The sequence below is a fragment of the Algoriphagus terrigena DSM 22685 genome (assembly GCF_000429445.1).
Lineage (GTDB): Bacteria > Bacteroidota > Bacteroidia > Cytophagales > Cyclobacteriaceae > Algoriphagus > Algoriphagus terrigena.
Genome location: NZ_AUBW01000008.1, coordinates 73,619 through 98,559, shown reverse-complemented (window position 1 = coordinate 98,559; position 24,941 = coordinate 73,619). Strand labels below are relative to the sequence as shown.

Annotated in this window: 18 protein-coding genes and 2 tRNA genes; 8 read left to right on the top strand and 12 right to left on the bottom strand. The window is 48.9% G+C overall.

The features are described 5' to 3' along the window. Nucleotides 1–13: 13 nt before the first annotated feature. Entirely contained in the window at nucleotides 14–874 is an 861-nt protein-coding gene (locus G459_RS0108765; RefSeq protein ID WP_026967315.1) for a phosphoenolpyruvate hydrolase family protein, read from the top strand. A gap of 91 nt (nucleotides 875–965) precedes the next feature. Further along, nucleotides 966–2,045: a serine hydrolase domain-containing protein gene (locus G459_RS0108760; RefSeq protein ID WP_026967314.1), complete on the top strand. Its 1,080-nt coding sequence runs from the start codon at nucleotides 966–968 to the stop codon at nucleotides 2,043–2,045. 25 nt (nucleotides 2,046–2,070) lie between these two features. On the opposite strand, the gene G459_RS0108755 is transcribed toward G459_RS0108760, so the two are convergent. The 5 genes from G459_RS0108755 to G459_RS0108735 form a co-directional block, all read right to left on the bottom strand. Then, nucleotides 2,071–2,601 carry an AAA family ATPase gene (locus G459_RS0108755; RefSeq protein ID WP_026967313.1) on the bottom strand — a complete coding sequence of 177 codons (531 nt, stop codon included), beginning with the start codon at nucleotides 2,599–2,601 and terminating at the stop codon, nucleotides 2,071–2,073. Continuing rightward, complete coding sequence (gene pnuC, locus G459_RS0108750; protein WP_026967312.1) at nucleotides 2,588–3,205, bottom strand: nicotinamide riboside transporter PnuC; 618 nt, start codon at nucleotides 3,203–3,205, stop codon at nucleotides 2,588–2,590. Before pnuC ends, G459_RS0108755 begins: the two co-directional genes overlap by 14 nt. A gap of 258 nt (nucleotides 3,206–3,463) precedes the next feature. Continuing rightward, nucleotides 3,464–5,023: a hypothetical protein gene (locus G459_RS0108745; protein ID WP_026967311.1), complete on the bottom strand. Its 1,560-nt coding sequence runs from the start codon at nucleotides 5,021–5,023 to the stop codon at nucleotides 3,464–3,466. Further along, nucleotides 5,020–6,819: a hypothetical protein gene (locus G459_RS0108740; RefSeq protein WP_026967310.1), complete on the bottom strand. Its 1,800-nt coding sequence runs from the start codon at nucleotides 6,817–6,819 to the stop codon at nucleotides 5,020–5,022. Before G459_RS0108740 ends, G459_RS0108745 begins: the two co-directional genes overlap by 4 nt. A gap of 66 nt (nucleotides 6,820–6,885) precedes the next feature. Next, nucleotides 6,886–12,000, bottom strand: a complete 5,115-nt coding sequence (locus G459_RS0108735; RefSeq protein WP_084454430.1) for an adenylate/guanylate cyclase domain-containing protein — start codon at nucleotides 11,998–12,000, stop codon at nucleotides 6,886–6,888. A gap of 257 nt (nucleotides 12,001–12,257) precedes the next feature. Between G459_RS0108735 and uvrA the strand changes: the two genes are divergently transcribed. After that, nucleotides 12,258–15,074 carry an excinuclease ABC subunit UvrA gene (uvrA, locus tag G459_RS0108720; protein WP_026967308.1) on the top strand — a complete coding sequence of 939 codons (2,817 nt, stop codon included), beginning with the start codon at nucleotides 12,258–12,260 and terminating at the stop codon, nucleotides 15,072–15,074. Nucleotides 15,075–15,169: 95 nt separating this feature from the next. On the opposite strand, the gene G459_RS0108715 is transcribed toward uvrA, so the two are convergent. Both G459_RS0108715 and G459_RS0108710 read right to left on the bottom strand, forming a co-directional pair. Next, nucleotides 15,170–15,565 carry a nuclear transport factor 2 family protein gene (locus G459_RS0108715; protein WP_026967307.1) on the bottom strand — a complete coding sequence of 132 codons (396 nt, stop codon included), beginning with the start codon at nucleotides 15,563–15,565 and terminating at the stop codon, nucleotides 15,170–15,172. A gap of 57 nt (nucleotides 15,566–15,622) precedes the next feature. Beyond that, on the bottom strand, nucleotides 15,623–16,231 hold the full coding sequence (locus G459_RS0108710; protein ID WP_169725014.1) for a Crp/Fnr family transcriptional regulator: 609 nt from the start codon (nucleotides 16,229–16,231) through the stop codon (nucleotides 15,623–15,625). 213 nt (nucleotides 16,232–16,444) lie between these two features. Between G459_RS0108710 and G459_RS0108705 the strand changes: the two genes are divergently transcribed. Next, nucleotides 16,445–16,519, top strand: a tRNA-Val gene (locus tag G459_RS0108705). A gap of 73 nt (nucleotides 16,520–16,592) precedes the next feature. Next, nucleotides 16,593–16,668: transfer RNA gene (locus G459_RS0108700), tRNA-Gly, on the top strand. Nucleotides 16,669–16,811: 143 nt separating this feature from the next. Here the strand turns inward: G459_RS0108700 and G459_RS0108695 are convergent. Then, on the bottom strand, nucleotides 16,812–17,786 hold the full coding sequence (locus G459_RS0108695) for an NADPH:quinone oxidoreductase family protein (protein ID WP_026967305.1): 975 nt from the start codon (nucleotides 17,784–17,786) through the stop codon (nucleotides 16,812–16,814). A 70-nt stretch (nucleotides 17,787–17,856) separates the two neighbouring features. On the opposite strand from G459_RS0108695, the gene G459_RS0108690 reads away from it, so the two are divergent. The 3 genes from G459_RS0108690 (at nucleotide 17,857) to G459_RS0108680 (ending at nucleotide 21,997) form a co-directional block, all read left to right on the top strand. After that, nucleotides 17,857–18,252: a GxxExxY protein gene (locus G459_RS0108690; RefSeq protein WP_026967304.1), complete on the top strand. Its 396-nt coding sequence runs from the start codon at nucleotides 17,857–17,859 to the stop codon at nucleotides 18,250–18,252. A 142-nt stretch (nucleotides 18,253–18,394) separates the two neighbouring features. Continuing rightward, the gene (locus tag G459_RS0108685; RefSeq protein WP_026967303.1) at nucleotides 18,395–19,783 is read left to right on the top strand and encodes a dipeptidase; all 1,389 of its coding nucleotides are present in this window, start codon (nucleotides 18,395–18,397) and stop codon (nucleotides 19,781–19,783) included. Between the two features lie 105 nt (nucleotides 19,784–19,888). Next, a complete protein-coding gene (locus G459_RS0108680; RefSeq protein ID WP_051315152.1) occupies nucleotides 19,889–21,997 on the top strand; it encodes a protein-disulfide reductase DsbD family protein in 2,109 nt (702 codons plus the stop codon). Nucleotides 21,998–22,077: 80 nt separating this feature from the next. On the opposite strand, the gene G459_RS0108675 is transcribed toward G459_RS0108680, so the two are convergent. The 4 genes from G459_RS0108675 to G459_RS0108660 form a co-directional block, all read right to left on the bottom strand. Then, on the bottom strand, nucleotides 22,078–22,539 hold the full coding sequence (locus G459_RS0108675) for an RES family NAD+ phosphorylase (RefSeq protein ID WP_026967301.1): 462 nt from the start codon (nucleotides 22,537–22,539) through the stop codon (nucleotides 22,078–22,080). Then, complete coding sequence (gene parS, locus G459_RS0108670; protein WP_026967300.1) at nucleotides 22,539–23,042, bottom strand: type II RES/Xre toxin-antitoxin system antitoxin; 504 nt, start codon at nucleotides 23,040–23,042, stop codon at nucleotides 22,539–22,541. The genes G459_RS0108675 and parS overlap by 1 nt, the downstream gene beginning before the upstream one ends. Nucleotides 23,043–23,142: 100 nt before the next feature. After that, nucleotides 23,143–23,793 (bottom strand): response regulator transcription factor, encoded by a 651-nt coding sequence (locus tag G459_RS0108665; protein ID WP_026967299.1) that lies wholly within the window; start codon nucleotides 23,791–23,793, stop codon nucleotides 23,143–23,145. A gap of 153 nt (nucleotides 23,794–23,946) precedes the next feature. After that, nucleotides 23,947–24,723 (bottom strand): S1/P1 nuclease, encoded by a 777-nt coding sequence (locus G459_RS0108660; protein WP_026967298.1) that lies wholly within the window; start codon nucleotides 24,721–24,723, stop codon nucleotides 23,947–23,949. Between the last annotated feature and the right edge of the window lie 218 nt (nucleotides 24,724–24,941).

The window sequence follows — 24,941 nt, the reverse complement described above, 5'->3', positions numbered from 1 at the left end:
AAAAGTATAAACTATGCCAAATCCATGGACAGGAAAGGGTAATCCCTATACGAGACAGGAAGTTAGAGACCGACTTAAAGACACCCTGGCGCAGAGAAAAGCCATCATCGCCGCCGGAGCAGGAACCGGTATCTCAGCCAAATTCATCGAAAAAGGCGGGGCTGACCTGCTGATCATCTACAACTCCGGCCGATTCAGGATGTCAGGTCACGGCTCTACTGCCGGACTGATGGCGTATGGCGATGCTAATGCGGTAGCGATGGAAATCGGGGAATTTGAAGTGCTGCCTGTCGTGGAAGAGATTCCCGTGATCTGCGGTGTGCACGGCTCTGATCCACGCAGACGGATGTGGCATCATTTGCTGAAAGTGAAAGAAATGGGCTTCTCTGGCATCAACAATTTCCCGACGCACTGCATTGTCGACGGACATTTCCGCCAGGTGTTGGAAGAGACTGGTATGGGCTTCGACAAGGAAGTGGAGATGGTGAGAATCGCCAATAAGATGGATTTGTTTTCCATCGTCTATGTGGCTTCTCCTGAGGATGCGAGGCAGATGGCAGAAGCTGGTGCGGATGCTATCATTTCCCACGTCGGCACCACTGTTGGGGGCTCCATCGGAGTGACTGGAGCGAGCTGCAGCATGGATGAAGCCATCGCCCGTACCAATGAAATCGTCGCGGCAGCCAAGGCCGTCAATCCCGATTTGTTTTTCCTCGCCCACGGCGGCCCGATCAATACCCCGGACGATGTCCGGATTGTATTGGAAAAAGCGGATGTGCATGGATTTGTCGGCGCGTCTTCTCTGGAAAGAATGGGCGTGGAGGAATCACTGACGAATCTGACGCGGGAGTTTAAAAAGCTGACCATTGAGTGATTATTTGGCCTTTTAAGGTGTGATCTTATACTCAGGTGCAAAGTTATCCACAAGCATTTTGTATTTTCAGTGCCTACCTTCCACTTGCAAGATGAAACTTTTAACTGCTGCTATCCTCTTTCTTTTGCCGTTGTTCGTCTGCCTGGGTCAGCAGCGAATCCTCGAATCCGCCCTCGTCCAGGCCGAAAGCAATGGCTTCTCAGGAGTCGTCTTGGTCGCATCCGACGGCGAAATCCTGATGGAAAAGGCCATGGGCAAACGGACTTTTGAGGAAAACATCCCCCTCCAGACCGGGGACATCTTTGAGCTCGCATCGCTCTCCAAAGAGTTTACGGCTATGGTGATCATGATCTGCGAGGAAAAGGGAAAGTTGGATTTTGACGATCCGGTGGAAAAGTACCTGGACATTCCCTACAAAGGAATTACAATTCGCCACCTGCTGACACATACCAGCGGCTTGCCGGACTATCAGGAGGTCATGGACGAGTATTGGGACAAAACCAAGGTGGCCGGCAATCCGGAGATCTTAGAGTATCTGCGAAAGTATGCTCCGCCAAAGCTTTTCGAGCCGGGTGAAGAATACCAATACAGCAACACGGGCTATGTGTTGCTGGCGAGCATCGCCGAGAAGGCCACCGGAAAAGATTTTGTAGCCCTTTCGCGGGAGTGGATCTTTAAGCCCCTGGATATGACCTCCACCGACATCAGAAGTCTTGCCGAGAAGGTTGGCGTCATAAACTTTGCCGCAGGCCACCTCCAGGACAGCCTCGAAAACTATGTAAACGCAAACAAATTTCACGAATCGGACTACACCGTCTGGCTTGGCAACCGCAAAGGTCCTGGAAGGGTGAGCAGTAATGTCGAAGATTTGCTGAAATGGGATCAGGCGCTCTATACCAAAAAACTGGTGAGCAAGGAGACGCTGGAACAAGCCTTCTCTCCCTATGTGCTCAACGACGGCACAAGGAGCTATTACGGCTTTGGTTGGGAAGTCGAGCCGAAAAGTCCCTTCGGAAAGATGGTTATGCACACTGGCGACAATCCTGGCTATAAGACGATCATCGTCCGATTTATCGAAGAAAACAAAACCATCATCGTCCTCAACAACAACTATCATCCCGATCAAATGAAGCTCGTCGAAGCGGCGACACTTTCGCTGAGGAAGTGGTGATGGTATTGAAAAATTGAAAGATTCCTCAATAAAGGAAAAGTTTCTCCATAGTATCAGTTGCTGTCTTCAATCGTTTTCTCCGATCTCCAGAAACAACCAGAAACGGAAAACCGCTCTCCTGAGCCAGCTGCAGATATTTATCAAAAAAATACTGCCTCATCTCCAGCTCCGGATATTCTCGTTGTGGATCGGGAGTCCAAGGCAGATCCGTGTCGGTCAGCAGAATCAGATCGTATTTTCTCTTTTCAATTTGATCCATCACCCAGGGATCAGTGTTCCCAAAACGATGTTCTGACCAAATGTGGATAACTCTCAGATCCGTATCGACAAAAAGGAATTTTTCCGCAGTTTCGGCGAGTTCATCTTCGGCTTTGACTTGACCTTTTCCTATTTCCAAAAGGTCTTCGTAGCGATACGGACGATTGATTTTCTCCAAATACTCCCGGGCAAATTCGGGAACCCAGGGCTCGCCAAAATGGCTGGCCAAGTCTTCGGCCAAGGTACTTTTCCCCGTCGACTCGGGTCCCAAGATCAGGATGCGTTTAGGCTTTTGCATACGTTTTGGCAGATTTGATCCAAGCTACAAGTCCCATCGCGGCCAGAACTGTAAAAACCAGGTATTGGAAAGACGTCAGCACCAAGTCCTTGTAAAAGTAAAGCGGAATAGATACCAAGTCCGTCAGCAGCCAAAAGTACCAGTTTTCCACCTTCTTTTTGGCCATCAGCCACATCCCAACAAAAGCCGAAGCCGTCGTAAAAGAGTCCCAATACGGCACATCGCTGTCGGTGAAATTGTCCAACAAGTAGGCAAGCAGCGGGTAAGAAATGAAAAACAAGGCGACTGACCCTAGCCAGCCTTGACCGTTCAGCCAAGTGACCGGAAGGACGGTTTCGTTCTCCTTAGGATGCGTCCAGACATACCAACCGTAGATTGACATGCCAAAATAATAGGCATTGATGCCCATGTCTGCATAGAGCTTGTACTCAAAGCAGATCCAGACATAAATCGAGGTGGAGATAATGCCCGTCGGGTACACCCAGATATGCTCCCTCATGGAATAGAATACCGAAGCGATTCCAAAAAATACCGCAAAAGCCTCCAGCCAGGTCATGTTTTGAAGGCCCTCGGCAAATCCATCTAGGAGAAACTGGAAATCCATGCCCCGAAATAACGAATTTTTAAACCCGGACTATGCATTAGGTTTCGTTATGAGGGCTGAAATTGCAAGAAAATCAGGCTGTTTGGAGACTGAGGCATAGCACCGCTATGGTGAAGTCGAAAACAGCGACTTAGTGGCTGATTTTGAAGCAATTCCAGCCCATAGCAGAATTGCTAATGCATATTTCGGGTTAAACTAATCGGCGTCCGTGAAGAGGCAAAGAAGCCTGGCGGAATTCTGGAAATCCGCCAGGAAAAATTATCGTGGAAAATGGGTCAAAGGCGCACCATCTCTTGCTTTCTTGGCAAAATCCGCAGGAATCGCCGCCGATGGCGTATTGGTCACATAGACCGCAAAGAGCGAGTTCGAGACGAAAGTGCCGTGGTTGGGCTCCAGGGGAAGTGGAAACTCCGCTTCGATTCCACCATAGATATATCCAACGAGGATCTTCTTTCCCGCAGGAAATTTATCGAGCTGGAGGACGCCATTGGCAAAAGCCAAGCCTTCGGATACCAGAGCGGGATTTTCTATAAAAGGAATACTAGATCCCAACAATCGGTTGTTTACAATCGGATCTGGTAAGATGTATTCGTGGTAAGACCCGTCAGCGGAGTGCTGGAAGGTACTCACGTCCGAGATGAAAGGAAAACCGTCATTTCTTCCCTGCGCGGTGACCGTGTCAAAGGCGGCCTTCTGGCCGGGAGTCTGATTATAGTAGTAGGAGCTGATCCCGCCAAACAATGTGTGATACACCGAAGTATCCTGAGCAGATGCCTGATAGATGGTGATAACCGGGCACTCGTATTGGCTAAATCGCTGATGAACCGTGGAATCCATGCTGACAGTTCCCGGCCCGGAGATGTAGATTGGATAATCATACGCACCGATAATCCCCGGTTTGAAGACTCCTCCAAGTGCCGTGATATTTGGAGTACCCGTTAATGGATCGATACTTTCGAGGATATTTCCATCTCTCCGGTGAAAAGGCTGGTCGCTCCCTGAGTTGGTGCTGGCTCCGTAGACTGTGATCTTTAGAGTTTGCGGATCGAGACGAAAGGTTCGGTACTGATTGGAATACTCCTGGGTAAAATCTGAACCTCCAAACGCCCGGTATTGCCCGTCAAACTTTTGCCCAAAAACGAGGTAAAAGCTTCCGTTCAAAAAGATCAGATCCCCGCCTGTGATTGCCAACCGATCATCCTTACCGATCTTCATCAGCGCCTGAACGGTCTGGGCCGAGGCTCCGCTTTTGATCGCGTTTGCCATATCTTCCAGCTTGAACTGGATCACGGTGCCAAAGGTCGTCATGTCAGATCCGTCTGCCTTCCAGCCGTAGCCACCGATCAAGTACATGAAGTCAGACGCTTCGTCATGATAGGCCTGGAGATTGGTCGATTGCAATGGAGCGGAAAAGTCATCGCTGAGTTGCTTGACATCAAAAGACCACTGGTCTCCAGCCACCGGATCGATGATGAAGAGGAAATTGTTCGCGCTGTCTTTGACAAAATTGTTGGCCGGAGCACCACTGAAAGTATGCAAGCCTTGTCTTCTACCTCCGGCAATGAACAATTCTCCAGCCGCTGTCACCGCAGCAGCGTAGGACTGAAGCTTCGGAAGCTGAGGTTTTCCACTGAAAGCTTGCTCCTCAAATTCAATGGTAAAAGGCAGCGCGTTGGCAATCGCATTGGTGTCCAAGACAACTTGGGAAACCAATTCTTCGGGAGACGCCTCGTTTGAGGACGTTTTATCCGGTGAGCAGCTCGAAGCTACGATCGCTCCAAGCCCAACTAGAAGGAATAATCTCAGAGACTTTTTCATGAATTGGGAGGGACAATAGGTGTATTGATCAGATTTAAGATGTAATAAAAGATCGTCAGGACACGGGCCGGAGACATATCCCGAGTCACTGGCATGTATCTCGGATCCGTGATATCCCGGCTCATGTAAAAGCCGATGGCTCCCCGATCTATACCCAATGGACCTGGCTGCGCGCCATAGGCGACCCACGGCGGATTGAGCGCAAAAGTCTGGAAGGAAGGAAAATCGCTCAGGTTGATCTTCTTGGTCATACCGGGAAAAAGCTTCACGAATCCAGCAAACAAGTCTTGGATTTCATCCCATGTAGGATTTTCATTTACCTTATAATCCGACCAAGCCAAGCAAGAGATCATGGAGCTCTGCGAAATTGACCTCGGAATGGGAACGTCTGGTTCGATGATATTGATGAAGTAGAGCTGTCCATCCAGCAGGGGAGTTCTGAACCCCGGATCATTCAGCACCGTGATGGTCACGGTCGCATAGCCGTTGGCATCCGTCGGAGAGATGGTTGCTTTGATTGCATGGTCTGCTTGGAGAGTATTGCCTGGATTGTTTGGCGGAACGGTCGCTCCCGGAGTATCTCCGTGCACGCTTATGATTTCCAGCTGAAGCTGTTTACCGGCCATGGGTTTACAGAGATTGCTCACATAGACCTGAGTGGTAGCGGTTGTACCGGGAGTTCCAGCCATCCGGATAGGTCTGACCTCCACTTCGATGTTGGTCTGCGTACTATCCTCTCTGAAAAGCAAACTCGGTCCAATATCCGTCCTTGACATCTTCAGGTTGATGGGAGAAACCATCGCCTGCGCGAGCTGTGCATCCGTCAGTGGAATCTCCACGATGTGGGAGTAGAGGTTGTAGCAAAACTCCGAATAATCAATGGCGCCCAGCGAGACTGGTTCTTGATTGGCGGGAAACATCCAGGCGGTAAGCACTCCCAAATCTACCGGAGCCCCTCCGGCGGTCTGTCGGCAAATCCCATTTGCCAAGTCAATGATCAGGAGCTTTCTGGCCTGATCCACTACCAGCTGGACGTTGTTAAACATCGGCCAGTTCCAGGGATCGGTTTTGTCCTGAAGTCTTCCGGAAAGCCATCTTGCGCCGGCGTTGTATCTCGGTTCTGTGCCAATGACCGGCCCCAGGGAACCCGTGATTCTCCCAGTCTGATAGTTGCGGTCTTCCGGGACATTGCGATAGCCATCCACGACAAACCGCATCGATATGAGATAAAAGCCATCTTCCAAGGTGGTTCGGCTTTTCAACAAAGCCAAAACGGGAGAAACAGAATCAGCAGGCCAGCTCGCTTGAGGCACTCGGATGACCGACTGATATGACCCGCAGGCATTCATATCTCCGCCAAAGCTGTCCATGTTGTAATCCGCGTCCTCCCAGCTCCGTGTCGCCAACACTGCCAGCCACCAGATCTGGTTCAACACCGCCGGATCGACGATACCCGTCAGACTGACTCCAGTCGAAATCGGAATGCTAACCTGCATCCCGTAGATCGTCGGAACGCCTTGCTGATAGACGTCGAGGTCGGCGATTTTTGCCGGAGATGGCAAGTCAGTCGTGACAAATGGAAGATTAACCAAGGGGTCTGACACCTCTCCACTTTGCCCGATCGTCGACACCACCGTGCAATCCACCAGCTTAAACTGGTGCAAGCCATCCGGATTTTGCCAGGGCGAGGGCGGCGCGTCAGTTACATTGTAGTGGGTCGGGTCGTTGTTGACCGTAGATGGGTCTGTGAAAAACCTGCCGTAAAAATTGATTCGGGGATAGCTTAGATAGCTCATAAGTGTTTGGAATTATTTGGATAATCAATAGATATTCAGATGACTCCGCCCACTCAAATGGCTGGGTCAAATTTCACGCTCGACAAAATACATCTCTACCTGACCCTTGTTTTTGACCTCGATCTTGCCCCGCGGGGTGCAATCAAACTTGTCTTTTATCAACTGGTAAGTATGTCCGCTGATGTTGATTTTCCCCGCCTCACCGGTCGTTTCCATCCTCGAGGCAATGTTTACAGTGTCCCCCCAGATGTCGTAGGCGAACTTTTTGATCCCCACGATCCCCGCGATCACCGGCCCTGTATGGATTCCGATACGCATGTTGATGGTTGGTTTTCCCGACCCCTCCTTCTCTTTCCTGTTGGTTTGGATAAACTCGTTGATCTCAAAAGCAGCCAATACAATGTCCGAAACATTGAAGTCCTTGGCCAGATTCAACCCGCCGGCGCACATGTAGCTATCACCAATGGTCTTGATTTTTTCTACTCCGTATTTCTCAGCGATCCGGTCAAACTCGCAGTAGAAGTAATTCAACTCGGCCACCAAATCCTCTGCGGACAGCTGCTCGCTGACGCTCGAAAAATTGACAATATCGGTAAACATGACACTCACGTTTTCGAAGTGTCTGGCCTTGGATCTGCCGTGATTTTTCAGTTCCGAAGCGACTTCCGGAGGCAAAATATTCAGCAGCAATTCGTCTGATTTCTCTTTTTCCGCGTTGAGCTGCTTGGTTCGAAGGATGATTTTCTCCTCCATATTTTCGTACAAAAGCGCATTCTCAAGTGAGATCGCCATTTGACTGGAAAGGATGTTGATCAGGTCTAGCCGCTCCTTGGTAAAAGCTCCCTCGATCAGGTTATTTTCCAGATATATAATCCCCGTGACCTCTCCCTGCTTGACCAACGGCACACACAGGATGGACTTCAGTTGTTCCTTTTGGATGTAGGGATCTTTTGCGAATCGATGGTCCTTTGTGGCGTTATCGAGGAGGATATTTTCCCTGTTTTTCGCAACAAAAGAAACCAGCTCTTTGGCTATCTCCGAATAATCCTTCAGGGCCAGATTTTCAAACAGCTTGGGCTCGGGATATTTGGTGCAAGACTCAGACTGGACGAGCAGACCTTGTTCACTTTTCAGCAGCAAGACCATACGCTGGGCTCCGGCATTTTCGATGATGATCTTCATCAGGATCTTTAGCAGATCCTTCAGTCTAATCTCCTTGGAGATCGCTTCGGAGGATTTCATAACCGAGCGGAGATCCAAATCCTGTGTGGATAAGTCGCGCTGGATCTTGCCGCGATCGTCCACACGATGTCCAAACTTGACTTCTTTTTGCGAGAAATTACTTGAGTTTCTCTTGGACATCATGAGGTCAGCAATTCCCGTCGCGCCGAGTAGATCGTACAGATACTCCGCATCGCTGAGGTGGATAGCTGCCACCTTTTTGTTGCCGAGGGCAAAAAGCACCTCATACAGTTTTCGGTTTGCCAAAGCCTGGATCTGCAGGTATTCATAGGCTTCAGCAGCTTCCAAAGCCCAATAATAGTTTTTTTGAGCTCCGGCCATATCGCCGTTTACCTTCGCCAGCTCCCCTTTGAGCACGTAATATTTGTGTTCAAAATTGCTTGGACAATGCGTCGTGTATTTATAGAACCTCTGGACGATCCCCTTCAGTTTCCGCTTCATTTTGAACTTATCCACACCGGGTGTAGACGGGATCAGCGCTGCCAAGATGAGTCCTTTGTAGAAAAAGTGCTCCGCGGTATGCAACATCCCCGGGGAGTCGCTCAGGTACGCGTCTGAAGTCAGCGAGACTTGGTAAGCCTCCTGATATTCCTCCCAGAGATACAGCGTCTGCATCTTGTTGATAAAATAGAAATGCGCAAAATGTCTGGAACTAAAGCCCCCAAGACTCTCTACGTAGCTTTTCTCTTCAAAACTTCCATCTGAGAAAGAGACCTTGCTGTCCGTTTTTCCCTGGAGATTCTTGATGGACTGACCGACCGAAGCGATGGTCAAAATCCCCTCCTCCAGCTGGATTCTCTTCAGAAAATCAAGGTAAGCTCGGCTTGACTCCGAGATTGCGGCGAAAGGCACACCCCGCATGAAATGACTTTGGATCGTGGCGCAGGCCGCACAGCTCGCATGAAACTGATCACCAACCTCCAGTGCGGCTTCGTATGCAGTCTGCCAATATTGCTCCATCTCCAGCGCAGGCTTCCTCCAAGGAATGGCAAAATATCCGGTCACAAAGTACGCTTCCGCCCTTCCTCCAAAGTCATGAAACTTCTCGACCAGCGCCAAGATCAACTGGCCAAACTTATAACCCGTCGTCCTAAAGCCTAAAATCCCGCTGTGGAAAACCGGCCCAAAACCTAAATAGCCCACAAAAGCTCCTGCTGTATTGCCATGCTTGAGGCAGCTGTTGACAATAATGGCACAGAGGAGTACGCAAAGCTCCGGACGGATTTGGAACGCCGACTGCCCCGCTGCCGCCATCAGCAACACGGCCGTCTTGAGCTTTTCGTCCTGCATCTCGGGCAAGTCGATCAGTTGATCCACATCCCGCTTGCCCATCATCACTTTATATTTTACAAACTCCGCAAGCAGCGCAGGCGGCGAAAAACTCGCCGGAATCGTGATGCCCAACTCCGAAGTGACCTCCCGGCAGGCCCGGTAGGCGGCTTCGAAATTGCGGACATTGTTGAAAAACTGGATCTTACGGATCGTGACCTTCGCCTTGCTGAGGACATCGTCGGTATGGAAAAGTGCCTGATCAAAAAATGCCTCTACAGACTCGTTGTTTCCGGAGAGATGCTCTGATTCGGCCCGATGGAGATTGAGGTCACGGAGTATTTCCTTTGGGACCTCGAGTTTGTGTTCTTCTACCAAATCCATCGCCGTCTTGATATAGGTCAGCGCGGATTCGTAGGCATTGGCGTGATTGGCCCGGATGGTGGCGGCAATGTTCAGCGAGACCATGCGATCGAGTAGCTGTCGGTCACTGATCAGTTGCTGCGCAAAATTGAAATGATCCGTCACCGTGTAGATGTGGTCCGAATGCTCGATGTTTTCCAGCTTGGATAGGAAGCTTTTGGCAATCGCCAATCGCACCCGTCTTTTTTCTTCATCCGGAAGCATGGCCAAGGCGGCCTGCTGGATTTTGTCATGCTGAAATCCATAGTCTCCCTCACCGGAACGCTCCTTACTGTTGAGATTTTCGATGATGCAGAGTTTTTCAGCGAGCTTTAGCTGCATATCCAGCTCCGCTTCCGAGATGTCGACCAGACCACTCAGGATCTCAATTGAAAAGACATTACCGACACATGCTGCATATTTCAGCGTCGCCTGTACCTCTGTCGGCAGGCGGTAAAACAGCTCCGCCATCAGGTCGATGACGTTGTCGCTGATCTTCACCTCACGGGCCTTTGCTGCGCTATAAGTCCAGTTTTGCGTTGCAGTAGACAGATGGATCACACCGCTTTCGTATAGGGTCAAGAGACACTGCCTGATGAAAAATGGATTCCCAAGGGTCTTACGAAAGACAATCTCGGCAAGGTCGGCACTTTGCTCCAGCGATATAGACAGCGAGTCTGCCACGATCTGCGCGACGGAGGTCTGATCGAGCGGCTTCAGGTCTATCTGAGTCGTGATGACGTCGTTGCTTTTCAGCCGATCCAACATCAGCATCAGCGGATGGGAAGGCGAAACTTCATTTTCCCGATAGGCACAGATCACCATGAGGTGCTTAAGTCCCGGGTCTTCCAAGGTACTCTCCAGCCAGCGGCGTGTCGTGGTGTCCAGCCACTGCAAGTCATCCAGGAAAATGCACATGGGATGATCCTCCCGTGCGAAAGCGCGGATAAAATTGTTGAAGACTTGGTTGAAACGGTTTTTGGACTCGGTCATCGGAAGTACCGGTACCTCCGGCTGAGGCCCGATCAGCAGCTCCAGGTCTGGCATGATCTCGATGATCAGTTGGCCGGAGTTGCCCAAGGCCTGCAGCGCGATAGATCGCCAATAGTCCCGCTGCTCCTCGCTTCGCATCAGGATCTGGCTGATCAGATCGTTGAGTGCAAGCAACAGTGAACTGAGCGGCGGATTTTTTCGGTATTGCTCAAACTTTCCAGCGACAAAAAAGCCGCCTTCCAAGTTGATGTGCTTTTGAAACTCTCGTACAAAGCTGGACTTGCCCACTCCTGAATAGCCGCTGACAAGCACGAGCTCGGCTTTTTGATCTTGGATTCGATGAAAGATCTTTTTCATCTCCGCCAACTCGGGATCGCGTCCGTAGATTTTGGAGGAAATCTGAAACTGGTCGAGGTGGTCCTGAGTCGCCAGCTCAAAGTCGTCGATCTGATTGAAGCTCAGAAGCTGGTATAGACACTGCTCAAGGTCGTGAAGCAATCCGGAGCAACTCTGATAGCGCTCCTCGGTGTGCTTCTTAAGAAGCTTGAGCACGATATTTTTCAATACAGCCGGTAGGCCTGCACGCAGTTTTCCGGGAGATTCCGGCAAGAGAGCCAGATGCGCATGGATCAACTCGACCGGATCCTCAAGTGGGAAGACCGGTCTGCCGGTGATCATTTCATAGCAGATCGCCCCGATCGAATAGAGATCAGTCCGATGGTCGGTGGGCCGATTCATCCGGCCGGTCTGCTCCGGAGAGATGTAGTGAAGCCCCAGCTCCAGCGCCTCGCCGACATTGGAATAGTTCAAATCTCTTCCCCGCTCTATCGCAAACTCAAATCCCCAAACCTTCACCTCTCCATTGCTGTTGACCAGGATGTTCTCGGGATTGAGGTTTTTGTGGATGATTTTCTTGCTATGGAGGTAGTGGACGGCCTTGGTGATGCCGATCGCGATCTTCAACAGCAGCAGCAAATCCATTTGCCCCTTTTTCAAATAATGCGAAAGCGGAACCCCCGCAGCGTCCTCAATGACCAAAACCGGGAGGTTTTCGAGGTTTTCAAGACTGATTGGCTGGATGATATTCGGGTGGGAAAGCTTGGACAGGATCGAATACTCCTGCTTCATATGATTGACGTCCCGAAAAGTGGGGTATGCTGAACGAAACGTCTGAATGGTCACAGGTTTTGCGTCCCGAAGGCGACTGGCCTTGTAGACAATGTATCGGGAACTCTCCCTGACTTTATCCGATATGCGATACCGTAAATCTGGCATTCAAAAAGAGCTTGGTGGTGATAATCAACTAACAAAATTTCAGCGCTTCCAATCAACGGGATTTTTTAAAAAGCAGCTTTGAAAAGTACAAATTTTATCTGCTAGGAAAGTCAAAAAGGTCAATTAAAATATCGGAGCACCATCTATTTTACAAAGTCCGACTATTTGCAGGAAAAATTCGATTTTAGCTCCTTCACCAAGACCACTTTTGGATATCTTCCTGCTTTTTCGTCTTTGACTTCCTATCTTTGCCAGCTATGACTTTGAGCACTTTACCAGCTAAAACCGACATCGATTCTCTCGATCCCAAAGATTTCATCATAATCAAAAACGCCCGGGTCAACAACCTGAAAAGCCTGAGCGTGGCGATTCCCAGAAATAAGTTTGTGGTGATTACGGGCCTCTCCGGCTCTGGCAAGTCCTCTTTGGCTTTCGACACACTTTTTGCCGAAGGCCAGCGGATGTACGTGGAGAGCTTGAGCTCCTATGCCCGACAATTCCTCGGCAGGATGGAAAAACCCGACGTGGAATACATCAAAGGAGTAGCTCCAGCGATCGCGATCCAGCAGAAGGTAAGCAACAAAAACCCCCGCTCTACCGTCGGTACCACGACGGAGATCTACGATTACCTGAAGCTGCTTTTCTCTCGGGTCGGAAAAACTTTTTCTCCGATCTCGGGCAAAGAAGTGAAGCATCACACCGTGACCGATATTGTGGACTTTGTCCAATCTTTTGAAGAAGGATCCAAAGTCATGATCTCCTGTCCGCTACAGTTGGAGCGCGGCCGCAAGATCGAGCAGGAACTGGAGCTGTTGCTGCAAAAAGGCTACACCCGAATCCTGATCGATGAAGAAGTGTTTTTTGTCGAGGATCTCTTGGGTGAAAAGAAAGTACCCAAAGGCAAGTATGAGATCCTGATTGATCGGGTTTCGGTTCACAAGGAAGACGAAGACAACCAGTTTCGCATCGCCGACTCCGTGCAAACGGCGCTTTTCGAAGGACATGGAGACTGCAAAATCACGGTCCCGGAGGTGGAAACCAAGTCGTTTTCGGACCGGTTCGAACTTGACGGAATGAGCTTCGAGCTGCCCTCAGTCAATTTTTTCTCCTTCAACAATCCGTATGGTGCCTGCAAGCGATGCGAAGGATTCGGCAATGTCTTGGGTATCGACCGAGATCTGGTCGTTCCGGACAAGGAGCTTTCTGTGTACGAAGGAGCAATCGCCCCCTGGCGGGGTGAATCCAGCAAACAATGGCTGGAGCCTCTCTTGAAAAAAGGCATTGAATTCGACTTTCCGATCCATAGATCGTATAACGAACTCAGCGAAAAGGAACAAGAACTGATCTGGAAAGGCAACAAGTACTTCAGCGGACTGGATGCATTTTTCGAAGATCTGGAAAGCAAAACCTACAAGATCCAATATCGGGTCATGCTGTCACGATTCCGCGGACGGACGACCTGTCCGGACTGTCGTGGTACGAGATTACGAAAGGACGCGTCCTATGTCAAGATCGGTGGCAAATCCATCACGGACATTGTGCTGATGCCCATCGAGGATGCCATGGCCTTCTTCCAAAAGATAGACTTGGCCCCACACGAAGCCAAGATAGCCAACCGGCTTTTAAAAGAAATTGTCAGCCGATTGGAGTTTATGGATCAGGTGGGCTTGGGCTATCTGACACTCAATCGACTGACCTCCACGCTCTCCGGCGGAGAATATCAACGGATCAAGCTGGCAACCTCCCTGGGCTCTGCACTCGTCGGCTCAATGTACATCCTAGACGAACCGAGCATCGGGCTGCATCCCCGCGACACGGATCGGTTGATTGGTGTACTCAAGGAACTGAGAGATCTCGGAAACACCGTCATCGTCGTCGAGCATGAGGACAAGGTGATGAAAGCCTCGGATCAAATCATTGATATCGGCCCCGATGCTGGCGTGCATGGCGGAGAGCTGCTTTTTCAGGGAAAAATCGAAGACCTCATTGCCTCCGGCAAAACCTACACGGCGAAGTATCTCCGCGGCGAAGAAAAGATTTTTGAAAAATCCGGCAATCGGAAATGGAAGGATTCCATCACGGTAAAAGGCGCACGTGAAAACAACCTTAAGAACCTGACAGTCCGGTTTCCGCTCAATACACTGACCGTGGTGACGGGAGTTTCGGGATCGGGCAAGTCGACGCTGATCAAGAAAGTGCTCTACCCTGCTTTGGGAAAAATGCTGGGAACGGTCATCGATGAGGGCGGAAAATACGAACGTCTGGAAGGAGATTATAAGCGGATCACACAGGTAGAGTTTGTCGATCAGGATCCGATCGGCAAGTCATCCCGCTCCAATCCGGTGACGTATGTGAAAGCCTATGATGCCATCCGAAACCTTTTTTCGGAGCAGCCACTCAGCAAACAGCGCGGCTACAAACCGGCGTTTTTCTCCTTCAATGTGGACGGCGGACGCTGTGAAGCCTGCCAGGGAGAAGGTACCACGACAGTGGAAATGCAGTTTATGGCGGACATCCACCTGACCTGCGAATCGTGCAAAGGCAAGCGCTTCAAGAATGAAATCCTTGAAGTCAAGTATAAAGAAAAAGACATCTCCGAAGTGTTGGCGATGACGATCGATGAGGCTTTGGAGTTTTTCAAAGGAAAAACCCAGATCATCAACAAGCTTCAGCCGCTTCAGGAAGTTGGATTGGGCTATATCGGAATGGGCCAAAGCTCCAATACGCTGTCCGGCGGCGAAGCCCAGCGGGTGAAGCTGGCCTCTTTCCTGGGGAAAGGCGGAACGAAAACCGGCGATCACATCCTCTTTATCTTCGACGAACCGACCACCGGACTACACTTCCACGACATCCGAAAGCTGCTTCACTCGATCAATGCCCTGATCGACCAAGGTCACTCTGTGATCATCATCGAGCACAATACAGAAGTCATCAAATCAGCGGATTGGGTGATCGACCTTGGGCCGGAAGGAGGAAATAAAGGCGGGCATTTGACCTTTGCCGGGATTCCGGAGGACTTGGCGAAAGAGAAGGAAAACTTTACTGGTATGTACCTGGGGGAAAGTTTTGTCTAGTGCATCACGAGTCCCGAGAAGTCGCTTCATCTGACCGATAATTTCAAGTTGACTCATAAAACTGCCAGTGTTGGAGCTTTGGGCTTATCGAAACTCTAAGCATTATTGAAAAAATTATCAACCTGATTCTGGTTTTGAGGAAAGTTGAAAACCTCAACAATTTTATTATCCTCGATCTTCCATAGCAGACAAGACATAGCATCAAGAGCTGTTGGAGCGTTCGAAGTACTCCAATTTCTGTGACAATCTATTACATAGTTGTCGTTTACTCCCATTGCTATCTGTTCGGCTTTGAAACCGAATTCATTTAGTTTTTCGAAGTATTCGGTTAATTCTCTAATGCCGTTTTTTGTCCCGCTGTAGGGATGGTTGCCTGGAATATGCCACTTGATATCGGCGTCCATTACTTGGTTCATTCCGTCAAAATCGGAATCCGCATACGCTCTAAAAAAGCGCTCGACTAGTTGGATGTTTGGGTGTTTTTTGGTCATTGTTTTCTCGGTTTGGTTTTCACAAAACTACCCCGCTCAAGCCGCAAAAAACTTTAACTACATTAAGTCCTGTTTATTTAATTTTCTTTCTATCTGATTGAAGTATTCTGGAGAAATCCCTAAAAAGCTGGCAATTCTTTTCTGTGAAAGTCTGTCCTTTATCCCCGGATATTTTTGGCAAAACAGCTCATATCGTTTTTCAGCCGGCTGCGATAATTGGTGAACAATCCGGTCATTTGCAGCGATACTCGCGTTTTCGCTAAGAATTCTAAAATAAGTTGCGAAACTCGTTGAGCTTGCCAATAACTCATTGAGAGAGGTTTGGGATATACCGAGCAAAATGGAATCTTCCAGTGCTTCAATTCTCATTGTAGAGGGCATTCGTGAGGTAAAGCTTTTGAAATCACCCACCCACCACTCTTCATGGGGGAAATTCAGGGTGTGTATCTTACCAAATTCATCCGGTACTGCAGATTGAAAAAGTCCTGAGACTATAAAATATTCGAGTCCGCATACCTGTCCAGGCTCAAGAAGAAGGCCTTTCTTCTTGACTTTCTTCGCGGCAAAAAAGCCTCTGATATGGTTCATTTCAACATCTCCGAGCTTGACATATCTTTCAATATGCGCTCTGAATTTCTCAAAATATTTCTCCGATTCTTTTTCCATTAACAGATTGGATCCCATTTGAAATATGCCAAAGCCAGTCCTAGCTTCTTGCTAAAAATCTAGCTCATTTCAATCGTGGTTAATTTCCACCAATTTATCGAGTTCTGATTTGTTGGAAGATCCACTTTTTTCGCTCCATGAATAAATGAGGCGTTTTGGTCTTCCAAGTTTTAGAAAACCTCGACGGTTTATATATATTCGCATCCACAAACCGGGATCTTAGCTCAGTTGGTTTAGAGCGCTGCTTTGACAGAGCAGAGGTCATGGGTTCGAATCCCTTAGATCCCACAAAATTTCCACGAAGGCACAAAGTCGAAGATTTTGTGCCTTTTTGGCAAAAGGATAAATTTGATTAGAAAAAGCGGGTGTAGCTCAGTTGGTAGAGCGTCAGCTTCCCAAGCTGAAGGTCGTGAGTTCGAACCTCATTACCCGCTCCAGTGTCAGAGGCCCAAAGTCCGCCAGGGTTTTGGGCCTTTTTTCTGTTACAGCCTAAGGGGCACAACTCACCCGGTAAAACGTCTAGCTTGCAGCCAATTTACCATGAAAATCGAATATTGTACTTTCGATTTTCATGGTAAAATCAAATCATCACCACTCCTTTTCCAAGCATCTTCCGATCCAAAATCGCCTGCAAGGCCTCAGGAGCCTCCTCAAGTGAATAGCTTCTCCCGATGTGTTGCCTGATCTTTCCCACCTGAATCCACTCCATCAGTTGCTGGGTATTTTGAAAACTAGCTTTGGCCTCTAGCGTGGAAAACTGCCCCCAAAAAACTCCGATGATCGAGCAGCCTTTTAGCAAGGGGAGATTCATCGGGATTTGCGGGATTTCCCCGTTGGCAAAGCCTACGATTAGGTAGCGCCCTTTCCAAGCCATGCTGCGGACGGCACTCTCTGTGTATTTCCCTCCAACAGGATCATAGACTACATCGACGCCCTTTCCTCCCGTCAGTTCTTTGATTCGGGATTTCAGGTCTTCCATTTCGTAGTTGATGGTCAGATCTGCTCCTTTTTCCTGACAAAGCGCAAGCTTCTCTTCGGAAGAGGCGGCGGCGATGACTTTGGCCCCCATCAGTTTTCCCAACTCGACTGCCGCCAAACCCACGCCTCCGGCTGCTCCGAGCACTAGAAGTGTCTCCTCAGGCTGAAGGTTGGCGCGGTCCTTCAGTGCATGGTAGGACGTGCCATACGTATAGAGTGTGGTGGCGGCAATCTCCGGGGGAAGACCGGATGGAAGTGCAAAAACGCGGTTGGCATCGACAGCCACTTTCTCGGCAAAACCTCCCCAGCCGCAAAGCGCCAAAACCTGTTGGCCGATTTGGAAGTTCGTGACCTCGGATCCGAGAGAAATGACGCTACCCGCCACTTCGCCGCCCGGCGAAAACGGGAGTTCAGGCTTAAACTGATACTTGTTCTGAATGATCAGCACATCTGGAAAATTGACCCCACAAGCCTCTACGGCGATCAAAATCTGTTTTGGCCCCGGGACAGGATCAAGAGTATCCCCAAAAACAAGCTTCTCGGGACCACCAAACTCTTTACAAAGGATTGCTTTCATACTATTTTTGCCACTAAGGCTCTAAGTCACAAAGATTTTTTAAATTATTGATTTCAAGGAAAGAAGATCAATGAATTACGGGAAACCTACAGAATTAGAGGAAGAAATCGGAAAAGAGGTGGTTAATGCCGCTTTCACTATCCACAAAGCACTTGGCCCTGGGCTTTTGGAAAGAATTTACGAGGTATGCATGGAGCATGAACTTAAAAAAGCAGGATTTGAAGTAAAAAGACAAGTGAATATTCCAATTTGCTATGATGGAATCTGGTTTGATGAAGGTCTACGGTTAGATCTTTTAATCAATGATCGCGTGATTGTAGAGCTCAAAGCTGTCGAAATTGTCAATCCTGTATGGGAGTCCCAAATCATCAGCCATCTCAAACTTTCCCGGTTAAATCTTGGATACCTGATCAATTTCAACGTTCCCTTGATCAAAAGAGGAATCAGACGCTTTGTGAATACATAGTTTCCCCTTTTTCTCTTAGCGTCATAGCGTCTTCGTGGCCAAATATTAACTTTCAAGCCTTCGTGGCAAAAGAAGAAAAAAACTAGGCAAATCCTAGCGAATGGAATAATTTTGAGGCCTTTACCAACTCAATCACCCAAATATGTCTGCAGCTGCATTTATCGAAAAAAACAAAGACCGCTTTCTCTCCGAACTGCTGGACCTTCTCCGCATCCCGTCGGTCAGTGCTGATCCCAAGTTTAAGAATAACGTCTTTGAAGCAGCCAATTTTGTCAAAGAATCCCTCGAAAAGGCCGGTGCCGATGTCGCCGAAATATGCCAAACAGCAGGCTATCCGGTTGTTTATGGAGAAAAAATCATCGATCCCGCTCTGCCCACAGTGTTGGTTTATGGACACTATGATGTGCAACCGGCCGATCCGTACGAGCTTTGGGATTCACCGCCGTTCGAGCCCGTGATCAAAAAGACCACAATCCATCCAGAAGGAGCCATTTTCGCCCGCGGATCCGCTGATGACAAAGGTCAGTTCTACATGCACGTCAAAGCATTCGAAGCCATGATGGCGACTGGAGAATTGACCTGTAATGTTAAATTCATGATCGAAGGCGAGGAAGAGGTCGGCTCCGACAACTTGGACGCATTTGTGATCGCCAATAAAGAAAGACTGAAAGCTGACGTGATTCTGATTTCGGACACGCACATGATCAGCATGAAAGATCCGTCCATCACGGTCGGGCTTCGCGGCTTGACCTATATGGAGGTCGAAGTCACTGGCTCCAACCGCGACCTGCACTCCGGCACCTACGGTGGCGCCGTGGCCAATCCGATCAATGTGCTTTGCAAGATGATCGCTTCGCTCAAAGACGAAAACGAACACATTACCATTCCGGGATTTTATGACAACGTTCAAGAGGTATCCGATGAGCAAAGACAGCGCCTGAATGAGGCTCCTTTTGATCTCAATGAGTATCAGGGAAAGCTGGAAATCGAAGCCGTCCACGGCGAAAAAGGCTATACCACCATCGAGCGGGTCGGCATTCGTCCCACGCTGGATGTCAATGGCATCTGGGGTGGCTATACGGGAGAAGGTGCGAAAACGGTACTGCCGTCAAAAGCTTTCGCAAAAATCTCCATGCGACTCGTTCCTGGCCAAGACTGGCAAGTAATCGCGTCTCTGTTTGAAAATCATTTCAAAGCAATCGCCCCAAAATCAGTCAAAGTAAAGGTCAAAACCCATCACGGAGGAGCTCCGGCTGTGGTTTCGGATTCCTCTGTCGGTTACCAAGCCGCAGAAGCAGCTATGGAGGAGACTTTCGGGAAAAGGCCAATCCCGACCAGAGAAGGCGGATCGATTCCTATTGTTGCGCTTTTTCAGAAGGAACTCGGATCTGATCCAATCTTGTTTGGGTTTGGTCTAGACACCGATGCACTGCATTCGCCCAATGAACATTATGGGGTGACAAACTACTTCATCGGTATCGAGACGATTGCGGCTTTCTTCAGACATTTCCGTAAACTCAGCCAGCAGTAAGCCGTTTTCCGTAGACCTTGCAGAAAGGTTCTTTCTTGTACCTTGAATCAATCAGCTTTGACCAATTCATTTCCGTTTTCGTTCCAAATTTTCAAAACCGGAGGCTTGTTGCTTCTGGTTTTTGTATTCAACTCCTTTTTGGCACAGGCACAGCTAATCAAGCCACCAAAATGGACCGTGACACTGGAGCCGAAAACCCCGCAGGTTGGAGAACCCGCTGTGCTTGTGATGGAAGCAACGATCCCGATTGGCTGGTATGTCTATTCCAATGATTTCGACCTGAGTCCTGGGCCGCTTATCGCGCGATTTAAATCCGAAAAATCAGACGCCTTTACAGAATCAGGAAAACTCAAAGGCATCAATCCCAAGAAAAAGTTTGAAGAAGTTTGGGGCGCTGAGGTTACCTATTTCATGGGAAAAGGCCGGTTTGAGCAGTCCTTAATCCTCAAAAAAAGCGCCGGAACGATCATTGCCACGCTGGAGTATCAGATGTGTTCGGACCTCGACGGGCAGTGCATTAACTACGAAGAGGACATCGAGGTCCCTTTCACCGCAACTCCGGCAAAAGCCACAAACAATCCCGTTGCAACAATAGAATCTCAAAAACCCGAGACTGTAGTTCCTGAAGAACCTGAGGAAGATTCCCCCTTTACTCTGGAAGAAACCGGGGAAACTGCACTCCCCGAAGATTCAGTTTTGGATTCAGTAGGCGAGGCTGGTTCTCCGGACGTGGCACAGCAAGTATCTCCAGAGATCGGGCAAGAAGACTTCACTGCAGAAGGAGAAAGCGAGTCGCTTTGGGGTTTTATGGTCTTGGCTTTCTTGGCTGGATTGGCGGCATTGCTGACACCCTGCGTATTTCCAATGATTCCGATGACCGTGAGTTTTTTCACCGGACGGGCGAAGTCACGCGCCCAGGGGATCCGCCAGGCATTTGTCTACGGCATTTCCATCATTGCCATTTACACGATTGCCGGGACCGCCGTCGCGGCGATTCAGGGCCCAGAATTCGCCAACTGGCTGGCCACGCACTGGGCGCCGAATCTCTTCTTTTTCGCGATCTTCATCTTCTTTGCCTTGGCCTTTTTGGGATTGTTTGAGCTCAACTTGCCCTCCAGCCTCGTCAACAAAGTCGATGCAAAAGCCGAAAAAGGCGGCCTCGGGGGAGTCTTCTTTATGGCTTTTACGCTGGTTTTGGTTTCCTTCTCCTGCACCGGCCCGATCGTGGGCTCGATCTTGATCTCCTCCGCCGGAGGTGAGCTGGTCAAGCCAGTGCTGGGGATGTTTGCTTTCGGGCTGGCTTTCGCGATTCCATTCACGCTTTTTGCCATCTTCCCAGAGTGGATGAACCGCCTTCCCAAATCCGGGGGCTGGCTCAACTCAGTCAAAGTCGTCCTCGGCTTTCTCGAACTCGCCCTGGCGTTCAAATTCCTATCCATCGCTGACTTGGTCTACCACTGGGGAATCCTGGATCGGGACATTTTCCTCGTGATTTGGATTGTGATCTTTGGAGCCCTGGGGTTTTATCTTTTGGGAAAAATCCGATTGCCGCACGATTCCAAGCTCGATCATATCGGGGTGCCAAGGCTGCTTTTGGCATTGCTCACGCTCATGTTTACGGTTTACATGATTCCCGGACTTTTTGGAGCGCCGCTCAAATATCTAAGCGGCTATCTGCCTCCGCTGACTACTCAGCAGTTTAAGATCGGGGCTGGAAGCGCATCTTCTGAGTCACCAACAAAATCCGTGAAATACGGTGATCTTCTTCACATTCCCTTTGGCATCGAGGGCTACTTTGACTACGAAGAGGCCTTGGCTGCCGCCAAAAAAGAAGGAAAACCCTTGCTGATCGACTTCACCGGACACGGCTGTGTCAACTGCCGCAAGATGGAAGAAAATGTATGGTCAGACCCACAGGTTTTGGCCCGTTTGAAAGATGACTTTGTCATGGTCGCCCTCTACATCGACGAGCGGCTGGAGCTGCCCGAGAGTGACTGGTACACCTCCAGCTACGACGGAAAAGTGAAAAAGACGCTCGGCAAGCAAAACGCCGACTTCCAGATCACCCGCTTCAACAACAACGCCCAGCCTTACTACGTGATCCTTGACCACCAAGAAAAGCTCGTCGCGAAGCCGAGAGGATACGATTCTGACCTTTCAGCGTTCATTGAATTTTTGGATGGGGCAAAAGAAGAATTTGAGAAAAGAAGGTAAAGCCCTTTCGATTTTCATTCACAAAACTGGTTTCCTGTCGGGTAATACAGGTTCTAACCATTCGGAATACCCGCAATAACTCAGGAGCTGAAAATCCTTTTGTCAAACGGAAAGTCCGCATGATCTACGATTCGGATCGAAGAAAAGTCGGCGTGATTTGGGTTGATTAAAAAGTTGAAATCGCCCGGCACAACAGCCGACGGTACTTTCAGCACACACGCTTTTTTCCCAAACACAAATTCATCTCCGACACGCTGAGTATGCAGCAGGTGTGGAAAGCTATTCCAACCATCGGGCAATTCTGCAAAAGGAAAGGAGGAAACTGAAACAGCGCTTGGTATCTCGATTTCCACCATCACAAAGTCGTTTGGTAGTGTAGCGAGAGAAATATGCACTGCCACCTCAGCCATCGCCAAAGCACGGCTTTCTGCGCAATAGATGATCTCTGTACCCTTCGAGTTCCAGCGGTTTCCAGACATCGCAGCACCTTTGCCACTCAGTTCGATGGGATATTTCTTTCGAAGTAGCCGGAAAACTCGCATCAGACAAATATTCCCTGATCGATCCGATTGAGCTCGTTCAGCACCATTTCCTTGCCATAGGAGTCACTCAGGAGTTCCATCGGCTTCATATTGCCCAGCGCGTGACTTGGTGTATTGAGCCAACTGGCAAACTGCCCATTGGTATCAAAAATGGCCTGACCGACAGAAGTAACCTCCGCTAGCTCAATGATCTTCTCGGAATGAATGGCCTTAAAGATATGCTCCGTATCGCCCTTGTAGCGCTGTAGAGACTTGAGCGAGACATCCAAAAAGTCCGACCATTCTTGATCGGAAAAAGGCGCCATGTCTTTGATAGACATAAAAAGAGACTGGGGTATCCCCTCTCGAATCACCTTGACCACCAACATCCGGTCTGAAAAAAAACCACTCAGAGTCATTCCTCTCGATATTCGAGTCTCCAATCTGTACTTGGGTAGCCCGGTCACATACGTGGCCAGCACATCCTCCACCATATCAATTCTTTGATCTCCGTCTTCGCTCATGCCATGGTCATTTGTCTCTAAAAATACGACATTTTTCCAAAATCCATTATTTCCATCGATTTTTCTCCAGAAAAACAACTCATTGTACTCTGAATGAGAATCATCCCTCGATGATCCGATTTTTGACAGCCTTCTGTACCGCTTCAAGTTTGGAATGAACTTGGAGCTTCCCGTAAATATTTTCGAGGTGCTTGCGGACGGTTTTGGGTGAAATAAAGAGGTTCTCGCCAACCTGTTTATAATTAAGTCCTTTGGCTGTCTGCTCTAAGATCTCTATCTCACGACTAGTAAGCAGGATTTCTTCGTCCATTTTCTCAAAATTCGGCGGATTCCGAAGGAGTTTGAGAGCCTTTAGCGCGATAGAAGGCGTCATCGCAGCTCCTCCGTCGAGCGTATCCAAGATCCCTTTATGGAGTGTGGCGGGATCTACCTCTTTGAGGAAATAGCCATTTGCACCTCCCTGAATCGCACGAAAAATGTGTTCGTCATTGTCAAAAACAGTGAGCATGATCGTCTTGATCTGGGGATATTTCTGCGAAACCTGCCGGACAGCATCGATACCGTTCATCTTGGGCATTTCAATGTCCATCAATATCAGTTGAATATTGGCGTCTCTCTCGAGCTTCTGGAGTAGATCCAGTCCATTGTCCGCATGAAACTTTACCTCCAAGTCAGGGAAAAAGGAAATCTTTTCCAAAATGGCTCTTAGCAGAAATGGATTATCCTCTGCAATGGCGATTCGAATAGGCATGCTTGCTCGTTTAAGAAAGAATCACTTGAGTGTCTTGATTTTCCAGACTACTTAAAGATAGTGTCTTACCCAAGCCCTTGACTCTCTCGCACCTAGGAGAAATAAAAAAAATCCCTGCTAGTGGTCCTAGCAGGGAAAGAATCTGTCTAAAGCTCAAGGATAAATCTCCTCTAAAATCTGAGCCAGTCGGACGCTGGCTGCCAGCAGTCTTTCTTCCACCGCATCTCGGGTCTGATACCCATAATTGTAGGAGAGTTTTTTGTTTTCGGGTAGCTTGTAGATCAAAGGCCGAAGTGCAACCGCTTCGTTTAACCAATCCTCCAAAGTAGAATTCCGGTAGTCTGATCTCAGCGTCGGTGTGAGTCTGCGATACAGTTCATCACCAATCTCCGTGTAACTCATATTCCACCCTTCGATCATCTCAGTATCCCAGACGGAATGAAGGTTGGAGTTTTTTCCAAAATACTCCACCTTCTCATCGTTGCCTCCCCGATCCTTGCCCGTGCCCACATGAAGTGGCTGATGGATGTCCTCTACGATGTGGATGAGCATCTTCAGTTTTTGTGACTCCTCTTCTGGGCTGAGGTTTCCACCCTTTAGCTCTGTCTTTAATTGATTGATTGCTTCGTAGGCATTGCCACCTTTCTCTTGAATCGCCGCGTCAAATTCACCATCATCACTCGTCAAAAAATGCCAGGAATAGAGGTAATCGTAGGCTTTGTCAGATTTGATCTCATCCATCCAAGTCCCGCTACGTCCGATAGACATCGTGCCGAGCACGCTATTCACCTTTTTCAGTGAGGATTTCTTCATCTGCTTTTGTGCCAGATATCCTACCACATAGTGACCGAGCTGACCCCAAGCTGCAGCAGACTGAGCCAAAACCAGACTCATCAATAAAGCGAGTGCGAGAGAAGTAATTTTTTTCATATGACTAAAATTTTTTTTCAACGGCCATATGGAATCTTCGCATATCTGACAATCATCAGTGGGCGTGTTTGCAACATGCTCGATTTCATCTGTTTATAATTTGATATCTAAGGTCAGATAGCCTGTCCCGATTTTTCTTCGCGAGAATCTCTCTTTGTGAATAATCATCCCACTTTGACGCCTTCGTCATGCTCGATTCATATCGAAAAATAAAAAGG

Excerpts from the sequence above, each read along its gene's own strand:
- G459_RS0108765 (WP_026967315.1), top strand. The coding sequence starts at position 14 with ATGCCAAATCCATGGACAGGAAAGGGTAATCCCTATACGAGACAGGAA.
- G459_RS0108760 (WP_026967314.1), top strand. The coding sequence starts at position 966 with ATGAAACTTTTAACTGCTGCTATCCTCTTTCTTTTGCCGTTGTTCGTC.
- G459_RS0108755 (WP_026967313.1), bottom strand. The coding sequence starts at position 2,601 with ATGCAAAAGCCTAAACGCATCCTGATCTTGGGACCCGAGTCGACGGGG.
- pnuC (WP_026967312.1), bottom strand. The coding sequence starts at position 3,205 with ATGGATTTCCAGTTTCTCCTAGATGGATTTGCCGAGGGCCTTCAAAAC.
- G459_RS0108745 (WP_026967311.1), bottom strand. The coding sequence starts at position 5,023 with ATGAAAAAGTCTCTGAGATTATTCCTTCTAGTTGGGCTTGGAGCGATC.
- G459_RS0108740 (WP_026967310.1), bottom strand. The coding sequence starts at position 6,819 with ATGAGCTATCTAAGCTATCCCCGAATCAATTTTTACGGCAGGTTTTTC.
- G459_RS0108735 (WP_084454430.1), bottom strand. The coding sequence starts at position 12,000 with ATGCCAGATTTACGGTATCGCATATCGGATAAAGTCAGGGAGAGTTCC.
- uvrA (WP_026967308.1), top strand. The coding sequence starts at position 12,258 with ATGACTTTGAGCACTTTACCAGCTAAAACCGACATCGATTCTCTCGAT.
- G459_RS0108715 (WP_026967307.1), bottom strand. The coding sequence starts at position 15,565 with ATGACCAAAAAACACCCAAACATCCAACTAGTCGAGCGCTTTTTTAGA.
- G459_RS0108710 (WP_169725014.1), bottom strand. The coding sequence starts at position 16,231 with ATGGAAAAAGAATCGGAGAAATATTTTGAGAAATTCAGAGCGCATATT.
- G459_RS0108695 (WP_026967305.1), bottom strand. The coding sequence starts at position 17,786 with ATGAAAGCAATCCTTTGTAAAGAGTTTGGTGGTCCCGAGAAGCTTGTT.
- G459_RS0108690 (WP_026967304.1), top strand. The coding sequence starts at position 17,857 with ATGAATTACGGGAAACCTACAGAATTAGAGGAAGAAATCGGAAAAGAG.
- G459_RS0108685 (WP_026967303.1), top strand. The coding sequence starts at position 18,395 with ATGTCTGCAGCTGCATTTATCGAAAAAAACAAAGACCGCTTTCTCTCC.
- G459_RS0108675 (WP_026967301.1), bottom strand. The coding sequence starts at position 22,539 with ATGCGAGTTTTCCGGCTACTTCGAAAGAAATATCCCATCGAACTGAGT.
- parS (WP_026967300.1), bottom strand. The coding sequence starts at position 23,042 with ATGAGCGAAGACGGAGATCAAAGAATTGATATGGTGGAGGATGTGCTG.
- G459_RS0108665 (WP_026967299.1), bottom strand. The coding sequence starts at position 23,793 with ATGCCTATTCGAATCGCCATTGCAGAGGATAATCCATTTCTGCTAAGA.
- G459_RS0108660 (WP_026967298.1), bottom strand. The coding sequence starts at position 24,723 with ATGAAAAAAATTACTTCTCTCGCACTCGCTTTATTGATGAGTCTGGTT.